Genomic DNA, 21,934 nt, shown 5'->3' on the forward strand with positions numbered 1-21,934 from the left:
CATGATTTAGCAAAGCTCAATGATCGCCTTCTACAGCCCCGCATCGCTCTGGCCCGGATCGGCCTTCAGGCGCAGGCGGGTGATCTGGTTGCGCTTGCGTTCGAGGATTTCAAACTGCACGCCGTGGAAGCGGAAGACCTGACCGGTTTCGGGGATGGTCTGGGCTTCATGGATCACCAGACCGGCGATGGTCACCGCTTCCTCATTGGGCAAGTCCCAGTCCAGCGCGCGGTTGACGTCGCGGATCGGGGTGGCGCCATCGACCAGCACGAAGCCGTCGGCGGTGCGCGCCACGCCCGCCGGGGTGACATCGTGCTCGTCCTGAATCTCGCCGACAATCTCTTCGAGAATATCCTCCAGCGTCACCACGCCCATCAGGGCGCCATACTCATCCACCACCAGGGCGAAGTGCTCGCGCTTGGTGCGGAAAGCCGACAACTGGTCCTGCACCGGGGTGGTCTCGGGCACGAACCAGGCCTCGCGCATGATGGCCTGGATGTCGAGCCCTTCGGGATCGCCGCCGGCCTGGCGCAAGGCCCGGGCCAGATCGCGCACATGCAGCACGCCGACGATGTTCTCGGTGTCGCCCTGATAGAGCGGCAGGCGGGTGTGCGGGCTGTGCAGCGCCGTTTCAACGATGAGATTATTGGGCGCGTCGAAATCGAGCATGATCAAATTCTTGCGGTGGACCATGATGTCCACGACGCTCAAATCGCCCAGATCCAGCACGCCGCCCAGCATGTCGCGGTCCGATTTGACCAGCGAGGCTTCCTGGTGGTGCAGATCGATCTGGCCGCGAATCTCCTCGCGCGCTGAGAGCACCGGCCCCTCCACCCGCGCGCCCAGCAGGCGCAGCGTGGTGCGCACCACCGCCTGCACCGCCGCCACCACCGGCGCGAAGACCAGCACGAAGAAGCGCAAAGGCAAGGACACGATCAGCGCCAGCCGGTCCGGGTTGGACAGGGCGTAAGTCTTGGGCAGCACCTCGGCGAAGATCAGCACCAGAAGCGTCATCACCAGCGTGGCCACCGGCACGCCGGCATCGCCGAACATCGCCAGGAACACCGCCGCGGCGATGGAGGAGGCCAGGATATTGACCATGTTATTGCCCAAAAGGATCGCGCCGATCAGGCTTTCACGGTCGGCGATCAGCCGGTTCACACGGGCCGCGCGGTGATCTTTATCCTTCTCCAGCGTCAGCATGCGCGCGCGAGAGGTGGCGGTCAGCGCGGTTTCCGAGCCTGAAAAGAAGGCCGAGCACGCCAGCAGGAAGACGATGACAAGGCCCGCCCAGATCATCCAGGGTTCCAATACGATCGTCACCGTTCAATCTCCTCTTGAAGGAAGCGTTCCAGATCAGCCCGGTCGGCCCCGGGGACGATATACGCGCCGCCCAGGGCGCGCGCGAGCACCAGCGTGATCGCGCCGCCGGCATTCTTCTTGTCAGACCCCATGCGCGCCACCAGCCGGGCGGCGTCAAACGGCCCGCCGGGCAGGTTCGCGATGCGCGCGGGCAGGCCGGCGGCGGCGATATGCGCTTCAGCGCGATCGGCATCGGCCCGCGGGCATACGCCCAGCCGGACTGAATAGCGCATCGCCAGCACCAGACCGGCGGCCACCGCCTCGCCATGGATCAGCGCGCCTTTGGCGGCTTCCGCCTCGAAGGCGTGGGCGAAGGTGTGGCCCAGATTGAGCAAGGCGCGCGCGCCGCGCTCATGTTCGTCGCCCGCCACGATGCGCGCCTTGAAGGCCACGGCGTCGGCGATGGCTTCAGTCAGCGCATCGCCCTCCAGCGCTTTGGGTCCCAGCGCTTCGAGACGCTCGAACAGGGCCCGGTCGGCGATCATCCCGGCCTTGACGATCTCGGCATAGCCCGCGCGGATTTCGCGCTGGGGGAGCGTGGCGAGAAAGCCGGTATCGGCGATCACGAGAGACGGCTGATGAAACGCGCCGGCGAGATTTTTGCCGTGACGGGTATTGATGCCGGTCTTGCCGCCCACCGAGCTGTCCACCTGGGCCAGCAGGGTGGTGGGGATTTGCACGAACGGGCAGCCGCGCTTCATCACTGAAGCCGCGAAACCGGCGAGATCGCCGACGGTGCCGCCGCCAAAGGCGATCAGCGCCTCGCCGCGCTCCATGCCCTGATCGAGCATCCAGTCGACCAGCGTTTCCAGCCCGGCCCAGGTCTTGGCGCCCTCGCCGCCGTCGATCTCACAGATGACCGGCAAAAGGCCGGCGCCGGCCAGAACGCCTTCCAGGCGGCCGGCATGTTGGGCCAGCGCGTTTCTGTCAGCGGCGATCAGGGCCCGGCCGCGCGGACAGTGCGCCGCCAGCTGGCCTGCGCCCGCCTCCAGCGCGCGCGCGCCGATCAGCACGTCATAGCTGCGCGCGCCCAGCGCGACGGTGACGGTGAGGCAGGTCATGAGCCCGCCGTCTCCATCCAGCCTTGGAGCGCCTCGACCACGCGCTGGGTGGTCGCGTCGTGGGAGCCGGCTGCACTGTCCACGATGATGTCGGCCTCGCCATAGGCCGGCGCGCGCGCCTCGATGAGGCGGGCCATCACCTCGCGCGGGTCTTCGGTCTCCAGCAGGGGCCGTGCGCCGGGCCGCCGGCCGACCCGCTCCATCAGCGTATCAAGATCAGCGCGCAGCCAGATCGACACAGCGGCGGCTTTCACCACCTCGCGCACAGCCTCCTGCACAAAGGCGCCGCCGCCCAGCGCCAACACCATCGGTTTGGGCGATTCCAGGATGCGCGCGATCACCCGGCGCTCGCCGTCGCGGAACGCCGCTTCGCCGAAATCGGCGAAGATTTCAGGGATGGGACGGCCCGCCGAGCGCTCGATCTCTTCATCGGCGTCCACGAAGGGGCGGTTGAGGCGTGCGGCCAGCCGGCGTCCGACCGTGGTCTTGCCCACGCCCATCAGTCCGACCAGCACGACGGGGCGCGCAAGGTCGCGCAGGGGATCGGCCTGGGTCATGGAGTGTCTATACGCCAGCGCGGGCCGGCGCCGCAATCGGTGCGCCTGTCTGGAAAACGCCCCAATCTCCTGCTTTATTGAGATATCTACAATTTCGCGATGGAGGCGGCGGCTTATGAGGGGTTTTCTGGTGGGTCTGGTGGCGGTGATTTTGATCGCCGGGGGCGGGTTCGTCGCCCTTCTGGTGATCGCCGAGTCCGGCGCGCCGGAACCGGGCGAGATCCGCACCGATGTCAGCGAAGAGCTGGGGCTCTGACATGAGCTTGAAGGGTGTTGCGCCTGTCCTGACCTGTGCGCTGGCTCTGACGCTGGGCGCGCCTGCCGCGCTGGCCCAGCAGCAGCCGCGCGCGCCGATTGAAATGCGCGAGCTGGCGGTGACCGATCCGTTCGAGGTCGGCGCGCCGGGCGGCGCGCTGGAAAGCGATGTGTGGTCGTCGGGTGATGCGCGCGCGCTGCGCGCCATTCTGGATGTGCTGCCCGAAAGCGGCGGGCCGGGCTGGCGCTCACCGGCGGCGGCGCGCCTGGCCTTGCGCGCCCTGCTGAGCGCCGGAACGCCGCCGGAAGGCGCGCGCGGCGACCATGAGCTGGCGGCGCGCCGGGCGGGACGGGCGCTGGCGGCGGGCCGGGCCGAACCGGTGCACACCCTGCTCTCGCGCACGCCGCGCACCAATGAATCGGCGCCGCTGTCGCGTCTCTATGCCGAAACCGCCTTTGCGCTGGGGCGGCGGGACGAAGCCTGCCGCATCGCCGACACGCTGGTGAACGGGCGCGAGACCGCCTACTGGCTGCGCGTGCGCGCAGCGTGCCAGGCGTTTGCCGGCAATATCGCCGCGGCCGAGCTGAGCGCGGAGCTTGCCCGCGCCCAGGCCGCCAACCCGGCGTTTGAGAGTCTGTTCGATGCGCTGGCGCTGGGCCGCGGCCTGCCGGACAACGCTGCGCCGATGAGCGGGGTGCAGCTGGCGATCGCCGAGCATCTGGCGCCCGACACCCGCATCATCCCCGGTGACGCCGCGCCGCGCTGGCTCAAGCGCGCCGCCGAACGCACCGGCGAGACCGTCGCCCTGCCCGAAGATCTGGGCGAGGCGCTGGAGGCGGCTGAAGGAATGGAGGGCGCGCTGCGCGCCGCGGCGCTGGGCGCGCTGATCCAGCAGGATATTGACCGCGAGATCGCCGCCGAAGCGCTGGCCATTGCGCTGGCCGATGCGGCGCGCAATGGCGGCTTTGTCGAGACCGCCAGCGCCTATGGCATGGAGGTCGCTGACCTGCCTATCACCGGCGATACGCTGGCCCATGGCGCGCGCTTCGTGCTGGCCGCGCTGGCCGCCGACGACATCATCGCCGCCAATGCCTGGCGCGAAGCCATGATGAGCGGGCCGCCGCGGCCCGCCCCGCTGGCGCAGGACGCCTTCCGCCTCGATTTCGACGACGGGCCGGGCAATGCCTTCCCCGATGAAATCGACGCCAACGCGCCCTCTGCGGCCAATCCCGAGCCGGAGATCGACTGGACCCCGCCCCCGCCGCGCGTGCTGGTGGCGGTGGATTTCGCCCGCGCTGTGGCCACCGGCGAAATCACCGGGCCGGGCTTTGAAGCCCTGCTGGCCGCACGCATGGAGACGCCGAGCCCGGCGCGCCTGTGCCAGGCCGCAGCGCTGATCGCGCTGGGCGCCGATGACGGCGCGGCCATCCGCACCGCCATGACCGGGCTGGTGCGTGATCCCGACGCCCCGGCGCCGCTGATCGTGCCAGCCCTGCTGGCCGCAGTGGCGGGCGCCAAAGGCGAGACCCAGCTGCATGCCGCGCGCCTGATCGAGCAGGGCGGGCGCGATCCTGAAGCCTGCGCCGGCGCGGCGCTGGCGCTGGACCGGGCGGGCCTGCGCCTGGAGGCGCTGCGCTTTGTGCTGGAGCTGATCCTGGACGAGGCGGCGTGAGCGGGCGCTCAATCGCGCTGTTCCTCGACATGATGGCCGCCGAGCGGGGCGCGGCGCGCAACACGCTCGACGCCTATCGCCGTGATCTGGATGATTGCACTGAGCGCCTGGCCGCGCGCGGCGCAAAGCTTGAAACCGCGTCGACGCCCGATCTGGAAACTCTGCTGGCGGGCATCGCCGCCGACGGTCTGGCGCCGGCCACGGGTGCGCGGCGCCTGTCGGCGCTGAAGCGCTATTACCGCTTCCTCCTGAAAGAAGGCCTGCGCGCGGATGATCCGGCGTCGGGCCTGTCCGGCCCGAAACTGCCGCGCCCCTTGCCCAAAGTGCTGAGCGAAGCCGATGTGGAGGCGCTGTTTGACGCCGCCGATGCGCTGCCCGGCGCCAATGGCGTGCGGGCGCGGGCGCTATTGGAACTCCTCTATGCCGGGGGGTTGCGGGTCACCGAGCTGGTGGGCCTGCCGCTGGCGGCGTTTGCGCGCGCCGAGCGCTGCGTGATCATTACCGGCAAGGGCGGGCGCGAGCGGCTGGTCCCGCTCACCGATGCGGCGCTGGAGGCGGTGGCTGCCTACAAGCTGGTGCGGCCTGAGCATTTGCCGGGCAAGGCCGCGCCGACGCGCGCCAAGGCCGAGCGTCATCTCTTCCCGTCAGGCACGGGCGCCGCCGGGCATCTGACCCGTGAGCGGTTTGCGCAGGTCCTGAAAGAGATCGCGCTGGCCGCCGGGCTCGACCCTGAACGCGTCAGCCCCCACGTGCTGCGCCACGCCTTCGCCACGCATCTGCTCGCTCACGGGGCGGATTTGCGCAGCGTGCAGCTCCTCCTGGGCCATGCCGACGTGTCCACGACGCAGATTTACACCCATGTGCTGGAAGAGCGCCTGACGCGCCTGGTCCACGACGCGCACCCGCTGGCGCGCAAGGCCGAGTGAGGCGCGTCAACTCCCCGTGAAAGCCCGCCGCGCGCAGCGATTGCGCCTGGCGCAGGCGGGCTATAGTTTGCACGCACTTATCTGTATCAGCGCTTGTCCAGGACGGCTCATGTCTGACCCGACCCGCACCTATCTCGACTTCGAACGCCCCATCGCCGAGCTCGACGCCAAGATCGAGGAGCTGCAGGGCGTATTGTCGCGCAGCGGCGCCGATGCGCCCGACGCCGCCGAAGAAGTCGCCAAGCTGCGCCAGAAGTCGGCCGATCAGCTGAAAACCCTGTATTCAAAGTTGGATGCGTGGCGCAAGACCCAGGTCGCGCGCCATCCCGAACGCCCGCACCTGAGCGATTATCTCGATGCGCTGGTCACCGATTTTGAAGAACTCAGCGGCGACCGGCGCTTTGGCGAGGACTGCGCCATTGTGGGTGGCACGGGCCGCTTCAGGGGCCGTCCGGCGGTGATCATGGGTCATGAGAAAGGCCACGACACCCAGACCCGCATCAAGCACAATTTCGGCATGGCCCGGCCCGAAGGCTACCGCAAGGCGATCCGCCTGATGGATCTGGCCGAGCGCTATGGCCTGCCGGTGATCACGCTGGTGGACACCGCCGGCGCCTATCCCGGCGTGGGCGCCGAAGAGCGCGGCCAGTCCGAAGCCATCGCCCGCTCCACCGAGCGCTGCCTGACCCTGGGCACGCCTCTGATCTCGGTCATCACCGGCGAAGGCGGATCAGGCGGCGCGGTGGCGCTGGCCTCGGCCAACACCGTGATCATGCTGGAACATTCGATCTATTCGGTGATCTCGCCCGAGGGCTGCGCCTCCATCCTGTGGCGCGACGGCGCCAAGGCCCGCGATGCCGCCATGGCCATGAAGATCACGGCGCAGGATTTGATCGAGCTGAAAATCATCGATTCCATCATCCCCGAACCGCTGGGCGGCGCCCATCGTGACCGGGCCGGGACGATTGCGCGCGTGGGCGACGCCATCGAGGCGGCGCTTTCCAATCTGGACGGTCTCGATCCGGCGGAGATTCGCAAGCGCCGCCGCGAGCGCTTCCTCGCCATCGGACGGTCGCTGGGCGAGGCGTAACGCCTAAACCAGCCCCCCTAGACCAGACCCTTGCGCCCGGTCTTCTTCCAGTCGGCCAGAAACGCCTCCAGCCCGGCATCGGTGAGCGGGTGTTTGATCAGGGCGTCGAACACTTTGGGCGGGATGGTCACCACATCGCACCCCACCCGCGCGGCTGATTCCACATGGGCGGGCGAGCGCAGGCTCGCCGCCAGCACTTCGGTCTCATAGCCGAACTGGTCATAGACCTCGCGAATACCCATCAGCAGGTCGAGCCCGTCCCCGCCCATATCCTCCACCCGGCCCACGAAGGGCGAGATATAGCTGGCGCCCGCCTTGGCCGCGAGCAGGGCCTGGTTGATGGAAAAGCACAGCGTGACATTGGTCTGCACGCCCTCGCCCGCAAAGATGTGACAGGCCTTGAGGCCGTCCACGGTGAGCGGCAGCTTGACCACCACATTGGGCGCGATGGCCGCCAGCTTGCGCCCCTCGGCCAGCATGCCCTCAAAATCCGTGGCCACCACTTCGGCGCTGACCGGCCCGTCGACCGCGTCGCAGATTTCAGCGATGCGCTCGAAAATATCCGCGCCCGACGCCGCGATCAGGGACGGATTGGTCGTCACCCCGTCCACCAGCCCCGAATGGGCGCGTTCCCGGATGGCGTCGATATCGGCGGTATCGAGAAAAATCTGCATGGCGGGCTCCATCGCGAGGGCGGCGTTACGAGCCCCGTCTTATCGGGAGAGCATGACGATTTGGCAAACGGGGTGCTCTCGAGTTGTTCCTGACCTTGGAGGCAGGGCACCCGGAGTGATCAGGGCAACCGCCCCTACCCCACAAACGCCTTTTCCACCACGTAGTGGGCGGGGCGTGAATTGGCGCCTTCTTCGAGGCCGGCGGCTTCGCACAGGGTCTTGAGGTCGGCGAGCATGTCCATGGAGCCGCAGATCATCACCCGGTCGCGGGCGGGGTCGAAGGGGGCAAATCCCAGATCCTCGAACAATTGTCCGGTCTCGATGAGCGTGGTGATGCGGCCCATGCGGGCGGTGGGCTCGCGGGTGGTGGTGGGGTAGTGGATGAGCTGGGCGCTCGCCATCTCGCCCACCAGCTCATCGGCTTTGGCGGCGGCGACCAGCTCCACGCCATAGGTGAGCTCGGCGGCCTGGCGGCAGGTATGGGTGAGGATCACCTTGGAAAAGCGCTCATAGGTCTCGGGATCGCGCACCACGGCGGCGAAGGGCGCAATGCCGGTGCCGGTGGAGAGGAGATAGAGATGCTCGCCCGGCAGGAGGGCGTCATGAACCAGCGTGCCGACCGACTTGGTGCCCAGAAGGATCGTATCGCCGGGCTGGATGTGCTGGAGGTGCTCGGTGAGCGGGCCGCCGGGGACCTTGATGGAGAAAAACTCCAGCTCCTCGTCCCAGGACGGGCTGGCGATGGAATAGGCGCGCAGGAGCGGCTTGCCGTCGATCATCAGCCCCAGCATCACAAACTCGCCCGAGCGGAAGCGGAAGCTGGGCGGGCGTGTGACGCGGAAGGCGAAGAGGCGGTCTGTATAATGGCGCACCGACAACACCGTCTGTTCCGTCACCGCCGCCATCGCCCATCCTTCCGGTCTTGTCTGGGAAGTTCCCCGCTAAGGGTGGTTTTACGGCGCGCGCCGCGCTGTTGCCAACCGCCTCACTGTGTCGCAGGGGGTCAGGCGCCCGCTTTCAGCGCCCCATGCTCGGTGACGATCCAGTCGAGGCGCATGTCGTGGGCGGCGCTGGGAACCCGGGTGAGGCGCTGGGCGGAATAGGCGAGGCCCACGACCTGCACGTCTCCGGCGGCGCGCAGCGCAGCGATGGTGCGGTCGTAAAACCCGCCGCCATAGCCGAGGCGCCGGCCCATATGGTCAAAGGCCAGCAGGGGGACGAGCACGAGATCGGGCGTCAGGACCGGCGCGCGCGGCTGCGGACAGGCGATGGAATAGGCGCCGGTTTCCAACGCGTCCCCCGGCGCCCAGGCGCGGAACGCCAGCGGCGCGTCCGGGGCGGTGACGCAAGGCAGCGCCAGGCGCGCCTGTTCGCACCAGAAGGTCTCCATGAGGGGGGCGGGGTCGATCTCGCTGCGTACGGCGTGATAGCCGGCCACCACGCTGTGCAGCTTCGGCCAGAGACAGTCGGGGAAATGGTCGGCCAGGCGCCGGCCCGCCTCGGGATCGCCAGCGTGGGCGGCGGCCCGGCGTTTGAGCGCGGCGGCGCGGGCGCGCTGCTTGCGCCATTGCATCAGCATGGCCGGCTCCATGCAAAATAGGTGGCGGCGCCGGTTTCGCCGCTGACCGTTTTCCGTCCCTGATGACCTGATAAATCAGGTGGGCGCCGCGTGACACGGACCACGGTCCGCGCCAGAGGTAGCTCCCTCACAGAGAGGTAAGGTCCTCGGGATGTTAAGGCCTGGCGCACGAACGAGCGACCGCCACTGATGAAGATGGGCCTGAACCGCGCCGGGCTCAAGCGTCTTGCTCATCGCCCGGCGAATCAGAGGCCAGCGCCTCCAGCCGGGCGGCGGCGGCGTTGATGGCTTCAGCGGCGCGCGCCCGGTCGGCGCGGCGGCGCGCCTCGGCCTGGGACAGGCGTCCGCGCGTGTCGGTCAGGCTCTCTTCCAGCGCCTCGACGCGGCCCTGGGCTTCGCGCAATTCATCGCCGACGATCAGGGCGGCCATGAGCAAGAGGCGCACATCGCCGATCTGGCCCACGCGCTCGGACAGCTCGCGCACATGCCCGTCGAGATGGGCGGCCAGCTCGCGCAAGTATGCCTGCTGGCCGTCCTCGCAGCCAATGGTGAAGGCGCGGCCATTGAGGGAGATCGTGACCTTGCTCACGCCCCGTCCTCCGGATCATCGGCTTCGTCATCACCGGTTCCGGCGCCGGCCAGCAAGGCTGTCAGTTCGATCATGGCTTCGTCCAGCGCCTCGCCCGCCTCGCGCGCAGCTTGCGTCAGCTCCGCCTCGCGGCCGCGCGCCTCATCCAGCGCCTGGGCCAAACGCGCGCGGTCATCATCGGAGTTGCGTGCGGCATGGGCTTCGTCGCCCGCCGCGCCGGCGCGGCGCACCAGCTCGTCCATGCGCGCAGACGCCGCCGCCACGGCGCGCTCCAGGCGCGCAGCCGACTGGGCCAGCACATCATCGTCTTCGGCAGGAACCGGCTCGCTCATGGAAACAAAATCCGCTTTTGCGGGGGAAAGTTCAAGCGATGCGTGAGGGCGGCGCGCAGACCCGCCTCTGGCGCCGGTCTTGCGGGCCGTGCATAACGGCGATACGGCCTTTGGCCATCACGGGCGGAGTGCGGCATGACCAAGCGCTATTTCGGTACGGACGGCGTGCGCGGCGAGACCAACAGTTTTCCCATGACCGCGGAGACGGCGCTGCGCCTGGGCATGGCGGCGTCGCGCTATTTCCGCCGGTCCAATGGCGGGCGCCATTCGGTGGTGATCGGCAAGGATACCCGCCTGTCAGGCTATATGCTGGAAAACGCGCTGACCGCCGGCTTCACCAGTTCGGGCATGGATGTGTCGCTGTTCGGTCCGGTGCCAACTCCGGCGGTGGCCACGCTGACACGCTCGCTGCGCGCGGATCTGGGCGTGATGATCACCGCCTCGCACAATCTGTACAAGGACAATGGCATCAAGCTGTTCGGCCCCGACGGGTTCAAGCTGGATGACGCCGCCGAGCTGGAGATCGAGGCGCTGATGGAGGCCGATCCGGCCGAGGCGCTGGCCGCCCCGCCTGATCTTGGGCGCGCCAAGCGGGTGGACGACGCGGCCGCGCGCTATATGGAGATCGTCAAGGCGACCTTCCCGCGCTCCATGCGCCTGTCGAGCCTTCGCATCGTGGTCGATTGCGCCCATGGCGCGGCCTACAAGGTGGGCCCGCGCGTGCTGTGGGAGCTGGGCGCCGACGTCGTCCCGATCAATACCGATCCCAACGGCTTCAACATCAACGAAGATTGCGGCGCGGTCTCGCCCCTGACCATGGCCGAGCACGTGCTGAAATACCGCGCCGATATCGGCATCGCCTTTGATGGCGACGCGGACCGGCTGATCGTGTGCGACGAGACCGGGCGAATCATCGATGGCGACCAGCTGATCGGCCTGATCGCGCTGGCCTTCAAGGAGTCGGGACGCCTCGCCCATGACACGGTCGTCACCACGGTGATGAGCAATATCGGGCTGGAAAAAGCCCTCGCCGACGCCGGGATCAGGATGGAGCGCGCCAAGGTGGGCGACCGCTATGTGGTCGAGGCCATGCGCGCAGGCGGCTTCAATCTGGGCGGCGAGCAGTCAGGCCATCTGGTGCTCAGCGATTTCGCCACCACGGGCGATGCGCTGATCGCCGCGCTGCAGGTGCTGTCCCTGCTGGTCAGCTCGGGCAAGAAGGCCAGCGACCTGTTGCGCGTGTTCACCCCGGCGCCTCAAATCCTGAAAAACGTGCGCTATGCGCCCGGCGCCGATCCGCTGGGCGCCGAGGCGGTGCAGGCCGCCATCTCTGCGGGCGAGGCGCGGCTTAATGGCAAGGGCCGCCTTCTGGTGCGCAAATCGGGCACCGAGCCGCTGATCCGCGTGATGGCCGAGGGCGACCGCAAGCTGGTGGTCAATGTCGTGGACGATATCTGCGCCGCCGTGACGGCAGCCTCGCGCGCCTGACGGGCGCCGGACGCCCTTCTCGCCGCATACGGACAATTTGGGGTTTGGGGGACTGACATGATGACTGACGCCGACCGGCTCGCCCGGGTCTTCGCCGCCATTTGCGCGCGCGCCGCGATCCCGGTGATGGAGGTCTACGCCACCGAATTCACCGCCGATCAGAAAGCCGACCGCTCGCCGGTGACCGAGGCGGACCGGCGCGCCGAGGATGTGATCCTGCATGAACTGGCCGGCGTGCTGCCCGGCGTGCCGGTGCTGGCCGAGGAAAGCTTCGAGGCCGGGCTGCGCCCGGACATCGCAGGCGAGTTCGTGCTGGTCGATCCGGTGGACGGCACCAAGGAATTTATCAACAAGAATGATGAGTTCACCATCAATATCGCCCTGATCCGGGATCGCGTTCCGGTCGCCGGCTGCGTCTACGCCCCGGCCCTGTCGCGCATCTGGCTGGGCGGGCGCGAGGCGGCATCAGCGTCCCTGGCGCCCGGCGCGAGCTTTGATCCGGCTGCGGCCCAATCCATCCGCACACGCCCTGCGCCCACAGGCGGCCTGACGGCGGTGATGAGCCGCTCCCACGCCGATGAAGAGACGCGGCGCTTCGCCGAAAAGCTCGGCGTGACCGACACGGTCAGCGCCGGGTCCTCCCTGAAATTCTGCCGGGTGGCGGAAGGCGCCGCCGATGTCTATCCGCGCTTTGGTCCGACCAAGGAGTGGGACACGGGCGCGGGCCATGCCGTGCTGATCGCGGCCGGCGGCGCAGTAACGCGCCCCGATGGCGGACCCTTCCTCTACGGCAAGACCGAGACGGACTATCTCAACGGACCCTTCGTGGCCTGGGCGCACGGGCCGAGGTGAGCCTGACGCTCGCAGGCTGACCGCACCCGTGAGGACAGACGCCCGAGGCGTCAGGCGTGCTGAATTTTATTGAAATTGATGCCTCTTTGTTCTATTATCCAAAGTGACTTGAGAGGTGGGAACAGCCACCCCACACACCCGAAAGGGTAGAGGCTTCGAGCCGAGAGATCGCGATTGGCGTCGCGCTCAAGTTCTAAAAGGGATCGCTTGGCGGTCCCTTTTTCATTTCACGATGAACAAGTGGCCGCTCTGCCGGTAGCGGTCAACGTCCTCCATGGAAATGCAGTACGCACTGCGCAGATTGTACGTGCCGAACTTGCTCAGTCCGATCCCTACAGCGACGAGGATTGGGGATGAAACGTCGCGCAAATTACGGACCACATAGAAATTGTCCGAGATGCCCGGCTTCTGTCCCACATAGGCTGGGCGAGAAATGACCTCTCCCAGCCGGCCAATGATCTGCGGATAGTCTTCCGGATGATCCAGCGCGATGTGCCTGTGTGCGGCTTTGCTCATCCAGACAGGCGCCGCGTCAAGCTCCAGCCCAAGCGCTCTGTTGATGACGTCAGCGGGGAGATCAGCCAAGCGCCTTGCTGGAAATCGGGGCATGTCTCCGCCTGGATTAATAGTTGTAGCTTTGACCCTGATTTGAGCCCCTTCAGACAGGCATTTGCAACCGGCTATAATTCCGGCCTTGCATCCTCGCTGGGCAGGACCGGGTCGATGACGCTCATCTCGCCTTCTGCACGGGGATCGGCGCTGGCGCGCGCCACGCTCTCGCAGAAAAAGCGGATATGCTGGTTGAACACCTGCTGGGTGTAGATGCCGAAATGGTTCGCGCCCCTGACCAGGGCGGCATATTTCGGCCCGCGCGCCGCGTCATAGAGGCGCCGCCCGCGGCTGAGCGGGATCACCCGGTCATCATCGCCGTGGAGCCACAGGATCGGCGCTGTGACGCGCCCGATCTGGCGGATGGAATCATACCGCTCCCGGAACAAGGCGCGCGGCAGCAGCCAGCCGGTGCGCGCGCGCACGATATCGCGGAAGCTGTCATAGGGCGCATGCAAGATCACCCCGCCCACGGCGCGGGCGGCGGCGACCTGGATGGCCGTGCCCGATCCCATGGATTCGCCATAGACCACCACGCGCAGGGGATCGACGCCATCTGCCGCGATCTGGTCCAGGGTAAAAAGTGCATCGGCCACATTGACCCGCTCACCCGGCCGTCCGGTGGAGCCGTTAAAGCCCCGGTGCGCCAGCGCCGTGAAGCCCCAGCCAGCGGCCAGAAACATGCGGAAAAAGCGCGCCCGGCGCCACAGCGCGCGCCTATTGCCGTGGAGGTAAAGGATATGCGGCGCGCCCTCATAAGCCGGGTCGGCGCGCCAGAGCACGAGGGTCTGGCCGTCGCTTGTCTTGAGCTCAATCTCCCGCGCGCGCGTCAGGCCGGCCTCGGCCGGGGCGATGCGGGTGGGATCGGTGAAATAGATCAGGCGGCGCTGGGCCAGATACAAAACCGCCCACAGCGCATACACGCCGAGCAGCGTCAGCGCCGCGCCCTGAACCCAGCCGGGAAGCCCGGCCCACAGGGCAAGCCCGGCCTCGATCCAGCCCTGAAACTCCACGCCCTCCCCTCCCCCTCGAGGCGACACACGCCAGCTTGCGGGCGGCGAAGGAGGGAGTCCAGCGCTTGACGCTAGAATGCGTCGTAGGCGGTCTTCAGCTGATTGAGGCGCCCCAGCGCCGCAGTTTCAACGGAGTGGACAAGGTCTGCGGGAAAATCGTGCGGCATGGCGCGCCGGGCGCTGTCCAGTGCGCGCGCTGCATCGCGCATCACCTCATCGACAACCTCGCGGATGATGGCGGGGCCAAGCCCGGCCTGTCTGGCGGTCTCCACGAAATGGCGTCCGTGAATGCGCAGGATTTCGTATTTGCGGCTATTCCCGACGCACATCGCGGCCTTGAACTGGTTGTGACGAATGCGCTTGGCGTCAACAGCTGGCTGAACAGTCAGCACATCATAAAACGGTGTCAGCTCGAAACGTCCGCCGGGCCGCAAGAAGATGCTGAAGTTCTTGCCATGCCCGTCGGGCGCGCCGATGAGCCAGAAAATGATCTGGCTTTTGAAGAAGGCCGCCTGATCGCGTGAGGGTTCGTCACTCCCGCCAAGCAGCTTGAGGATATCGACAATGCCAGGGCCGCCATGGCTCTGGTATTTCCGGCTTGAGGGGATGGAGAGCGCTTGGCAGCAGTCCTCCTGTGGCAGGCGAAGAATGTGATCCTGATCTCGCCATTCGCGGTCAAAGCGCTCAATGACAAGAACCTTGCGCTTGCCGAAGGTGGCGATCTCGGTCTTGGCAGCCGGCAGGCCGAACCCTTCCATGATTTTCAGGCAGTAGTGCTCGTTTTCGACGCTGTTTGAAAGATCAACTACACCATCCGGGGTTGGTATCTCGCCCATTTGCGGCTTCAGGATATGCGTGGTCGGCGTCGTGCCGGCGGGGCGTTTCCAGCGGCCCTCATGATGCAGAAGGGCCGTTTTTTCCTGCGCTCCGGCGACAGAAATCCGGAAGTCCTGTTCCAGATTGATGCCTAGCGGCGCGCGCGCAAGGTTGGCGAGTATCTGTTCGATCTCCCTATCCGATACCGCCTCACCGGACACAGGCGCCATGGCGTCAACGCTGCGGCCATCGGGAATGAACTGCATGGCCCCCACGCAGTCTCGGCCGATCTGCTCCAGAAGGCTGTAGGCATCTGTCCCTTGCGCGCCGGTTTTGGCCGCCACCAGACCCCGCACATCAGGATTGTCCGGGAGAAGATTGTCGAACACTGCGATGACCCCTTCTCCCCGATATGGCTCGGGTCGAGGTGGAAGGGACAGAGAGACGGGAAAGTGTCTGGGAAAATTCAGCCAGCTATCATCGTATTGGAAGCTGATCGCACCGCTCGGGTCTTTTTCCAGCCGCCCGATTTGGCGATTGTTGATGAGCACATTTAATGGCGCATGCGCCTTGCGGCGGCCCATTAGAAGATATCCCGAATGTCAGCCGATGAGCTCTTGGAGCGGGGGGCAATTGTCATTTCGAGGCCGAGCGCTGCGAGCAGATCGCAGATTGTGCTGAGCTTCGCGCCATCGTGGCCGCCTTCAATCCGGGAGATGAGCTCCTGGCGCACGCCAGTTCTCGAAGCGAGCTCGGTCTGGCTCATTCCCAGAGCCTTCCGGCGCCTCTGAATAATTTGTCCCATTTGCTTGGGCGATCGCGCGAGCGCATTCATACCAGAATCTCCTCAACACCATTATGCGATAAATGGCATAAATTTACAATATGTGATTTATAGCATACTTTCACATTATGCCATAAATCGCATAAACGTGAATTATGCTCCGAATCGCACAAACCATCTCCCCCCTGCCCTCGCCCGCGTGCTGCGCCTTCCCCCGGGGCGCGCCATCGCCTACCTCTAGCGCAGCGCGCCCGCCAGTTCGCCCGCCGGTCCGTCAGGAGACATGCCAATGCTCAAGATCGCCTTCCAGATGGACCCGATCACTCATGTGAATGTGAACGGGGATTCCACGTTTGATATTGCGCTCGAATGCTTCAATCGCGGGCATCAGCTGTGGGTGCATGAGCCGCGTCACCTGACGTTCGAGGACGGGCGGGTGCGGGCGCTGGCGCGGCGGGTGGAGCATTTGCAGCGCTTGCAGGGCGATCATGTGCGCCTGGCGCAGCCGGCGGTGCTGGATCTGCATGGTGTGGACGTGGTTTTCCTGCGCCAGGACCCGCCCTTTGACATGAGCTACATCACCTCGACGCATATCCTTGAGCATCTTCAGCCCGAGGTGCTGGTGGTCAATGATCCGCGCCATGTGCGCGATGCGCCGGAAAAGCTCTTCGTGACCATGTTCGAGGGGCTGATGCCGCCGACGCTGATTACGTCGGATGAAAAGGAAATCCGCGCCTTTTTCGAGCGCCATAACCGCGACATCGTGGTCAAGCCGCTGTTCGGCAATGGCGGGGCGGGCGTGTTCCGCATCCGCGAGACGGCGGAGAATCTCGCCTCTCTGGTGGAGATGTTCCAGCAGGTCAGCCGCGATCCTTTGATGGCCCAGGCCTTCGTGCCAGACGTGCGCAATGGCGACAAGCGGGTGATCCTGATCGATGGCGAGCCCATCGGGGCCATCAACCGCATCCCGGCCGAGGGCGAGGTGCGCGCCAACATGCATGTGGGCGGCAAGGCGGTGGAATCGACGCTCACCGAGCGCGATCTGGAGATCTGCGCCATGATCGGCCCGGAGCTGAAACGCCGGGGCCTGGTGTTCGTCGGAATCGATGTGATCGGACATTATCTCACCGAGATCAACGTCACCTCGCCAACCGGCCTGCAGGAGCTGCGGCGGTTTTCCGGCGTGGACGGTTCGGCCCTGATCGCCGACTGGATCGAAGCAAAGCGGACATGATCGATGAGGCCACATTGCGCCTGCAATGGGCGCTGAGCTATCCGTTTGCGCGGCCCAGGCGGGCCTTCGTGTTCCTGAACGGGGCCAGCTGGGCGATCACCTCGACCGAGGGTGCGTTCGCGCAGTGGCGGGTGCATGCAGCACGCGACGACATGGCGCTGGGCGATCTGCTGACGCCGGGTCAGCTTGGCGATTATGAAGCCGGCGCCTATCACGCCGTGGCCGCTGTCGGCTCCAACGCCGCGCCGGGCCAGTTGCGGCGCAAATTCGCCGCGCATCTTGATGACGTGGCGATTCTGGTCATCCCCATCACCGTGCCCGACCATATCGTCGCCTACGCCAACCGGCTGGCCGAATACGGCTCGGTGCCCGCCACTTTGGTGGCGCGTCCGGGCGGAACGGCGCGGGTGTGGGCGACACTGCTGAGCGCGCGCGACTACGCCATCATGAACGCCACGGAAGATCGCGGCGCAGTCTATGACGGCGTGCCGATCGCCCCCATCGACGCGCCGCCGGCAGTGAGGGCGCCGTTCGAGGCCTATGCCTGTCTCAGTGGATGTTTGCCGCTGCGGGTCTCCGCTTTTCCTTCAACGGGGTGCGGCTGGCCCGAAGGCGGGCAGTGGGAGGCCCAGTCCATGGCGATCGAGGCGCTGGACCTGGATTTGCCCGTGGACCGGTTCGTGCTGGAAAATGTGTCGGACGCGGGCCTGCGCGACGCGCGCGATCAGGCCCTGTCGGCGGTCTTTCCCGAAAACCGCTGGATCAGCGCGTCGGGGTCATAGGCCTGGTCGCGGCGCGGCCGGTACATCCACGCAATCGCCCCGCCGATCAGCGCGAACGGCGCGCCCATCACCGCCAGCAGGCCGGCATTGCGCGCCAGAGCCATGTATCCGGTAAAACCGACCGCCCCGATCACCATGGCCAGCCCGGCGCTGAACAGGATGAGCCGGGTGCGCAGGGACGGCCCCTCGCGAAAGGCGATCTCTCCCGCGCGCGGGCGCAAAGCGGTGTGAAGCGCGATGATCGCCTTGCGGAAGGCATAGCCCTCATCGCTCCAGCCGCCATCGGGCTTCAGACGGCGCGAGCCGAAGGCGATCTCTTTGGACCCGGCGCGCACGCGGCACACCACCAGCGCGCCGGTCCCGGCGCCGGGCGCCGGCTCCACGGTCAGGCGCACTTCGGTAATGGCGGACAGATCAATGCGCCGGGCCAGCGCGCCGTCATCGGACAGATCGATGCGGTCGGGATAGAGGCTCACCGTGCGCGTGCGCGCCAGCGGCGAGCGGCGATCCTCGAGCATGATGACCGGGCCGCGCGCGCTCATGACGTGCGCCCGGGCTTGCCCTGAACGGGCGAACAGGGCAGCGTCAGCATCATGACCATGGCGCGCAAATTCCTCGTGATCGCAGACGACTCTGATGAGAGCCGTGTGGCTGCATACTTTGCGGCGCGCCGGGCGCGCAATACCGATGGCGCGGTGACCATCCTGGCCGTGGCGCAGGTGGAAAGCTCGGGCGAGTTGTGGCTGGGCGTCGGCGACGCCATGCGCGCCGAGGCGCTGCACAATGCCGAGACCGCGCTGGAGAGCCTGGCCGAAGACGTCGAGGAGGTCATGGGCGCACGGCCCGAAGTGATTCTGCGCGAAGGCGTCCTGCTGGACGAGCTGCGCAAACTGATCGAGACCGACGACGCCATCGCCATCCTGGTGCTGGGCGCGGCGGGCGACGGCGATGGTCCCGGCCCGCTGGTCAGCGCGCTGGGGCGCGGCAAGGGCCTGTTCGACGCCCGGGTGATCCCGGTGACAGTGGTGCCCGCCGGCCTGACGCGCGATCAGCTCAAGGCGCTGGCCTGAGGCCAGCCGCCAGAGGCGGCCAGCGGCGGGCCTGTCACCCTAGCCGCGCGGCGGCAGAGCCTCGGCGATCCCGGCGGCCGACGCGCTGCGCGGGGCGACCGCTTCACCATCGGCGTGGACGATGGAGACGAACTCCCGGCCCAGGGTGGCGCCCATCATGGACGGCGCCTGGTCGATGGCGTGCACCACGAGCCCGTTGACATAGACCGCCGGTTCGCTGGGCGGCGCATTCGGGTTCAGGCGCGCGCGCGACACCTGAAGCAGGGCCAGGTCAGACAGGGCGCGCACATCCGCATCGGCGGCGTAGGCGCGTGAATCCATCACCAGCCGGTCGGCATAGACGCGCAGCGGCGCCTCGGCATTGCCCGGCATGTTGTTGATCGCCAGGAAGGGGCGCGTCACCCGGTCGGAAGACCCGTTGTCCACAACAGCGAACTCGAAGGTCAGATCGGCCCGGCGCGGCGCGAAGCGGGCGATGGACTCCGCCGCAACCCGCGCGGTGATCAGCCGCTCGGGCGCGTCCATCTCGGACGGAAGGCGCACCAGCAGCGCATCGCTGAACACCGGCGGCAAGGCGGTGAAACCCGCCGCGCCGGCGCCGCGCGCCAGCATCAGCCCGCTTTCGGCGCTGAGCTGGACAGGGAAGCGCTGCTGGCTGATTTCGCAGCCGCCGACATCGCGATGGCGCTGCAGCGTGATGGACAGCTCATTATTCAGATTGTGCAGGTGCGGGGGCAGACCGACGGCGAAGCGGCTGTCCACGCCAGGCTGAAGACGGCGCGAATCGATCATTTCGCCGTTGAGGACGGTGTGCACCAGATTGGTGAAGCCATCCGGGCCTTCGGACAGGCGCAGGTCAATGGACACAGCCTCGGGCAAGCGTCCGCCGGGCAGATCCGCCAGCGCATAGTCCATCCGCCAGGTGCGGCTGTTGGCGATGTTCTGCACCGAGGTGTCCGCGCCAAAGGCCGACAGCGGCGTCATAGACGCATCCGCAGACAGATCTTCGAACAACACCGCGTCGATGACGTCGGAGCGCGCGATGGAGGCCAACTCGCTGGTCAGGAAGCTCACAGTCTCGAAACGTTCGGCGTCCATCGGCGCCACCAGCGTGGCGCCGGCGCGGCGATACAGGCCCGCGCCCGCCGGGGCGCGTTCGCGCACGGGGGTGAAGCCGGCCCGGCGCAACGCCTCGGGCGAGGCGGCCAGGATCAGGCCGCGCGTGCCCGGCTGGACCATCTCGGCGGCCGTGGACAGATCGACCATGTCGATCTCATAGCCGTTGCGGGCCAGGCGCGCCCCCAGACGCACCGCCAGCTCGAACCAGGCGTCGCCTTCGTCCATGCCGATGGTCACGTGGTGCGGGGTCAGCGCCATCACGTCGCGCACCGAGGTCAGCGGACCGTCCAGGTCCACCTCGACGCCGGAATCAGCGGTGAAGGCCACCATGGCGCCCATGGAGCGCTCGTTGTGGCACAAATCCTGGGGCAGGTCGCCGCTGAGCTGGAACGCGACGCGCGCTTCCGAGGCGCCCGCCAGATCTTCGGTCAGGTCAAACACCCAGTTGAAGGTACGCCGGCCCGGGGTCAGGCGGCGCTCCATCACGCGCCGGCCATTCACCGTCACCTGCAGGGCGGTCACCGTGTCGGGACCGACATCCTGCTCGCCGGTCAGCACCAGGCGCACGGCGCGCGGGGCCTGGTCGCGCACCAGCGGCAGGTTCACAGAGGCGAAAGACGGAAATCCCGCGACGACAACGCCGGCTTCGGCGCCCGCGTCTTCAAAGCGGATACGGTGGCGGCCTTCCACGCCGATCACGGCCTGGGCATTGGTCAGGCGCTCGGCGGTGCGGGTGACGAACGTGCCGAAATCGCCCTAGCCGGCGTTGAGCTGGCCGGAGACGAAGAGCGTGGCGACGCTCGCCAGCGCAATGACGCCCAGCGACGCCGAAAACCACGGAAAGCGCCGCTTGTCCTCATGATTGGATTTCATGTCAGCCCCTTTTGAGCAATTGCTCGTTCGCCCCGCCCCAGGGCGTTAGGAAATTTTTCATTACGTCAGACATGGTTCCCCATTGCGGCTTGGAAAGGTCTGCTTTCCGGCCCCGGGAAGGCATGTTTAAGGCGCGAATGTGTCACTTGGTTCCGTTCACGCGCAACTGCCGCCCCTAGAACCGGAAACGCACGCCCAGCCGCCACACTGCGCCACCATAGTCGCGCGACGCAATGTTGGACTGATTGTCCAGATAGCCGGCCGCGGCAAACGCGGTGGCGCGCTCGCCGAGCTGGTGCTCCACGCGCGCTTCGGTCAGCAGGCGCTGATCGGAGCGCTCCAGCGGAACCGCCAGAGAGAACGCGTCCTTGTAGTCTCGATCGCGGTAATCGGCGGCGAGGCCCAGCGTGGTGCGGGTCCCGGCGCGCCAGGTGACGGCGGCGCCCAGGCGGGTCTCGTCAAACGAAAACGCTTCGCTGTCTGCGTCAGCGGTTTCGCGGAATGCCGACAGGCGCACTTCCCAGGCATCGTCCGGGGCGCGCACGAATTGCTCGACCCCGGCGCGCACGCGCGTGGAGCTCAAGCCCTGCAGGGCCGCGCCGCGGAAATCATAGGCGTTGAGGCGCAGCCGCCCGACCGTTTCCAGCGTGCGGTCGCCGCGCGGGCGCCAGCGCAGCTGCGCCTCGGCCTCGGGCCGGGTCCACTGAGCCGAGCCATCGCGCGTCAAATGGCTGTAGGCCGCCGACAGGCGGAACTGGATTGTATTGTCCTGCGTGGTGTTCCAGTACTGGATGCGCGGGGTGAGCAGAAGGGAATCCAGCCCGTCGCGATCAAAATAGCTGCGCACGCGCACCTGCTGCTCGAACCGCAGGACCTAGCGGCCCGACAAAGGCTGCACCCAGCGGCCCCAATTGTTGGAATCAAACCCGGTGGCCAGGCCGAAAGGCTGGCCGCCCGGTCCGGCGCTCAGTTCGTCATCGGGCGAGAACGGGTCATCGCGCGCGATCATGTTGTCCGAATTGAACTCGAACCGGCCCTCCTGGGCGTCGGCGGCGGCCCCGGTCAAGAGCGCCAGTCCTGCGGCGGCGAACGTGATGCGCATGCGATCCCCCTCAATCTCGATCAGCCCCGATTTGGCCGATGTCGGTTTTGGCCTTTATTTTGCCGGTTAATCGGGCGTTAAGATAGAGCCATGG

General features: G+C 67.0%; 25 protein-coding genes and 1 other RNA gene. 9 read left to right on the plus strand and 17 right to left on the minus strand.

Annotated elements, in window-relative coordinates:
• Positions 1-30 precede the first annotated feature (30 nt).
• Genes L2D01_12550 through L2D01_12560 form a run of 3 tightly spaced genes read right to left on the minus strand, consistent with a single transcriptional unit; the run spans position 31 to position 2,980 of the window.
• Positions 31-1,323, minus strand: coding sequence for an HlyC/CorC family transporter (locus tag L2D01_12550; protein WBQ09711.1), 1,293 nt, complete (start codon positions 1,321-1,323; stop codon positions 31-33).
• Positions 1,320-2,423: a 3-dehydroquinate synthase gene (aroB, locus tag L2D01_12555; GenBank protein WBQ09712.1), complete on the minus strand. Its 1,104-nt coding sequence runs from the start codon at positions 2,421-2,423 to the stop codon at positions 1,320-1,322. Before aroB ends, L2D01_12550 begins: the two co-directional genes overlap by 4 nt.
• A complete protein-coding gene (locus tag L2D01_12560) occupies positions 2,420-2,980 on the minus strand; it encodes a shikimate kinase (GenBank protein ID WBQ09713.1) in 561 nt (186 codons plus the stop codon). The genes aroB and L2D01_12560 overlap by 4 nt, the downstream gene beginning before the upstream one ends.
• Positions 2,981-3,095: 115 nt before the next feature.
• Here L2D01_12560 and L2D01_12565 point away from each other — a divergent pair, with 115 nt between their 5' ends.
• The 4 genes from L2D01_12565 (at position 3,096) to L2D01_12580 (ending at position 6,924) form a co-directional block, all read left to right on the plus strand.
• Positions 3,096-3,236 carry a hypothetical protein gene (locus L2D01_12565; GenBank protein WBQ09714.1) on the plus strand — a complete coding sequence of 47 codons (141 nt, stop codon included), beginning with the start codon at positions 3,096-3,098 and terminating at the stop codon, positions 3,234-3,236.
• Between the two features lies 1 nt (position 3,237).
• Positions 3,238-4,908, plus strand: coding sequence for a hypothetical protein (locus L2D01_12570; GenBank protein ID WBQ09715.1), 1,671 nt, complete (start codon positions 3,238-3,240; stop codon positions 4,906-4,908).
• Complete coding sequence (locus L2D01_12575; protein WBQ09716.1) at positions 4,905-5,834, plus strand: site-specific tyrosine recombinase XerD; 930 nt, start codon at positions 4,905-4,907, stop codon at positions 5,832-5,834. Before L2D01_12570 ends, L2D01_12575 begins: the two co-directional genes overlap by 4 nt.
• 109 nt (positions 5,835-5,943) lie before the next feature.
• A complete protein-coding gene (locus L2D01_12580; GenBank protein WBQ09717.1) occupies positions 5,944-6,924 on the plus strand; it encodes an acetyl-CoA carboxylase carboxyltransferase subunit alpha in 981 nt (326 codons plus the stop codon).
• Positions 6,925-6,941: 17 nt separating this feature from the next.
• Here L2D01_12580 and fsa read toward each other — a convergent pair whose 3' ends face one another.
• From fsa to L2D01_12610, 6 genes are all read right to left on the minus strand, one after another.
• Positions 6,942-7,598: a fructose-6-phosphate aldolase gene (gene fsa / locus L2D01_12585; protein WBQ09718.1), complete on the minus strand. Its 657-nt coding sequence runs from the start codon at positions 7,596-7,598 to the stop codon at positions 6,942-6,944.
• Positions 7,599-7,732: 134 nt separating this feature from the next.
• Positions 7,733-8,503, minus strand: coding sequence for a ferredoxin--NADP reductase (locus L2D01_12590; GenBank protein ID WBQ09719.1), 771 nt, complete (start codon positions 8,501-8,503; stop codon positions 7,733-7,735).
• A gap of 98 nt (positions 8,504-8,601) precedes the next feature.
• Entirely contained in the window at positions 8,602-9,177 is a 576-nt protein-coding gene (locus tag L2D01_12595; GenBank protein WBQ09720.1) for a 5-formyltetrahydrofolate cyclo-ligase, read from the minus strand.
• 23 nt (positions 9,178-9,200) lie between these two features.
• Positions 9,201-9,360, minus strand: a non-coding RNA gene (gene ssrS, locus L2D01_12600) — 6S RNA.
• Positions 9,361-9,394: 34 nt separating this feature from the next.
• A complete protein-coding gene (zapA, locus tag L2D01_12605) occupies positions 9,395-9,766 on the minus strand; it encodes a cell division protein ZapA (protein ID WBQ09721.1) in 372 nt (123 codons plus the stop codon).
• Positions 9,763-10,098 carry a DUF4164 domain-containing protein gene (locus tag L2D01_12610; GenBank protein ID WBQ09722.1) on the minus strand — a complete coding sequence of 112 codons (336 nt, stop codon included), beginning with the start codon at positions 10,096-10,098 and terminating at the stop codon, positions 9,763-9,765. The genes zapA and L2D01_12610 overlap by 4 nt, the downstream gene beginning before the upstream one ends.
• 135 nt (positions 10,099-10,233) lie before the next feature.
• On the opposite strand from L2D01_12610, the gene glmM reads away from it, so the two are divergent.
• Positions 10,234-11,586 carry a phosphoglucosamine mutase gene (gene glmM / locus L2D01_12615; GenBank protein WBQ09723.1) on the plus strand — a complete coding sequence of 451 codons (1,353 nt, stop codon included), beginning with the start codon at positions 10,234-10,236 and terminating at the stop codon, positions 11,584-11,586.
• Between the two features lie 57 nt (positions 11,587-11,643).
• A complete protein-coding gene (gene cysQ, locus L2D01_12620; GenBank protein WBQ09724.1) occupies positions 11,644-12,438 on the plus strand; it encodes a 3'(2'),5'-bisphosphate nucleotidase CysQ in 795 nt (264 codons plus the stop codon).
• A gap of 222 nt (positions 12,439-12,660) precedes the next feature.
• Here cysQ and L2D01_12625 read toward each other — a convergent pair whose 3' ends face one another.
• From L2D01_12625 to L2D01_12640, 4 genes are all read right to left on the minus strand, one after another.
• The gene (locus L2D01_12625) at positions 12,661-13,023 is read right to left on the minus strand and encodes a hypothetical protein (protein WBQ09725.1); all 363 of its coding nucleotides are present in this window, start codon (positions 13,021-13,023) and stop codon (positions 12,661-12,663) included.
• Positions 13,024-13,118: 95 nt separating this feature from the next.
• Positions 13,119-14,060, minus strand: coding sequence for an alpha/beta fold hydrolase (locus L2D01_12630; protein ID WBQ09726.1), 942 nt, complete (start codon positions 14,058-14,060; stop codon positions 13,119-13,121).
• A 71-nt stretch (positions 14,061-14,131) separates the two neighbouring features.
• A complete protein-coding gene (locus L2D01_12635; protein WBQ09727.1) occupies positions 14,132-15,460 on the minus strand; it encodes a type II toxin-antitoxin system HipA family toxin in 1,329 nt (442 codons plus the stop codon).
• Positions 15,460-15,711 carry a helix-turn-helix domain-containing protein gene (locus L2D01_12640; GenBank protein ID WBQ09728.1) on the minus strand — a complete coding sequence of 84 codons (252 nt, stop codon included), beginning with the start codon at positions 15,709-15,711 and terminating at the stop codon, positions 15,460-15,462. Before L2D01_12640 ends, L2D01_12635 begins: the two co-directional genes overlap by 1 nt.
• Positions 15,712-15,949: 238 nt before the next feature.
• On the opposite strand from L2D01_12640, the gene gshB reads away from it, so the two are divergent.
• Both gshB and L2D01_12650 read left to right on the plus strand, forming a co-directional pair.
• On the plus strand, positions 15,950-16,894 hold the full coding sequence (gene gshB / locus L2D01_12645; GenBank protein WBQ09729.1) for a glutathione synthase: 945 nt from the start codon (positions 15,950-15,952) through the stop codon (positions 16,892-16,894).
• Positions 16,891-17,676 (plus strand): hypothetical protein, encoded by a 786-nt coding sequence (locus tag L2D01_12650; GenBank protein ID WBQ09730.1) that lies wholly within the window; start codon positions 16,891-16,893, stop codon positions 17,674-17,676. Before gshB ends, L2D01_12650 begins: the two co-directional genes overlap by 4 nt.
• On the opposite strand, the gene L2D01_12655 is transcribed toward L2D01_12650, so the two are convergent.
• Positions 17,619-18,218, minus strand: coding sequence for a hypothetical protein (locus L2D01_12655; GenBank protein WBQ09731.1), 600 nt, complete (start codon positions 18,216-18,218; stop codon positions 17,619-17,621). The genes L2D01_12650 and L2D01_12655 overlap by 58 nt on opposite strands.
• A gap of 57 nt (positions 18,219-18,275) precedes the next feature.
• On the opposite strand from L2D01_12655, the gene L2D01_12660 reads away from it, so the two are divergent.
• Complete coding sequence (locus L2D01_12660) at positions 18,276-18,746, plus strand: universal stress protein (protein ID WBQ09732.1); 471 nt, start codon at positions 18,276-18,278, stop codon at positions 18,744-18,746.
• Positions 18,747-18,785: 39 nt separating this feature from the next.
• On the opposite strand, the gene L2D01_12665 is transcribed toward L2D01_12660, so the two are convergent.
• The 3 genes from L2D01_12665 to L2D01_12675 all read right to left on the minus strand — a co-directional run bounded on the left by L2D01_12665 (position 18,786) and on the right by L2D01_12675 (position 21,840).
• Positions 18,786-20,564: a hypothetical protein gene (locus L2D01_12665; protein ID WBQ09733.1), complete on the minus strand. Its 1,779-nt coding sequence runs from the start codon at positions 20,562-20,564 to the stop codon at positions 18,786-18,788.
• A 349-nt stretch (positions 20,565-20,913) separates the two neighbouring features.
• Positions 20,914-21,585 (minus strand): hypothetical protein, encoded by a 672-nt coding sequence (locus L2D01_12670; protein ID WBQ09734.1) that lies wholly within the window; start codon positions 21,583-21,585, stop codon positions 20,914-20,916.
• Positions 21,586-21,612: 27 nt separating this feature from the next.
• On the minus strand, positions 21,613-21,840 hold the full coding sequence (locus L2D01_12675) for a hypothetical protein (GenBank protein ID WBQ09735.1): 228 nt from the start codon (positions 21,838-21,840) through the stop codon (positions 21,613-21,615).
• Positions 21,841-21,934: the final 94 nt, after the last annotated feature.

Source organism: Hyphomonadaceae bacterium ML37 (assembly GCA_027627685.1).
Lineage (GTDB): Bacteria > Pseudomonadota > Alphaproteobacteria > Caulobacterales > Maricaulaceae > Oceanicaulis.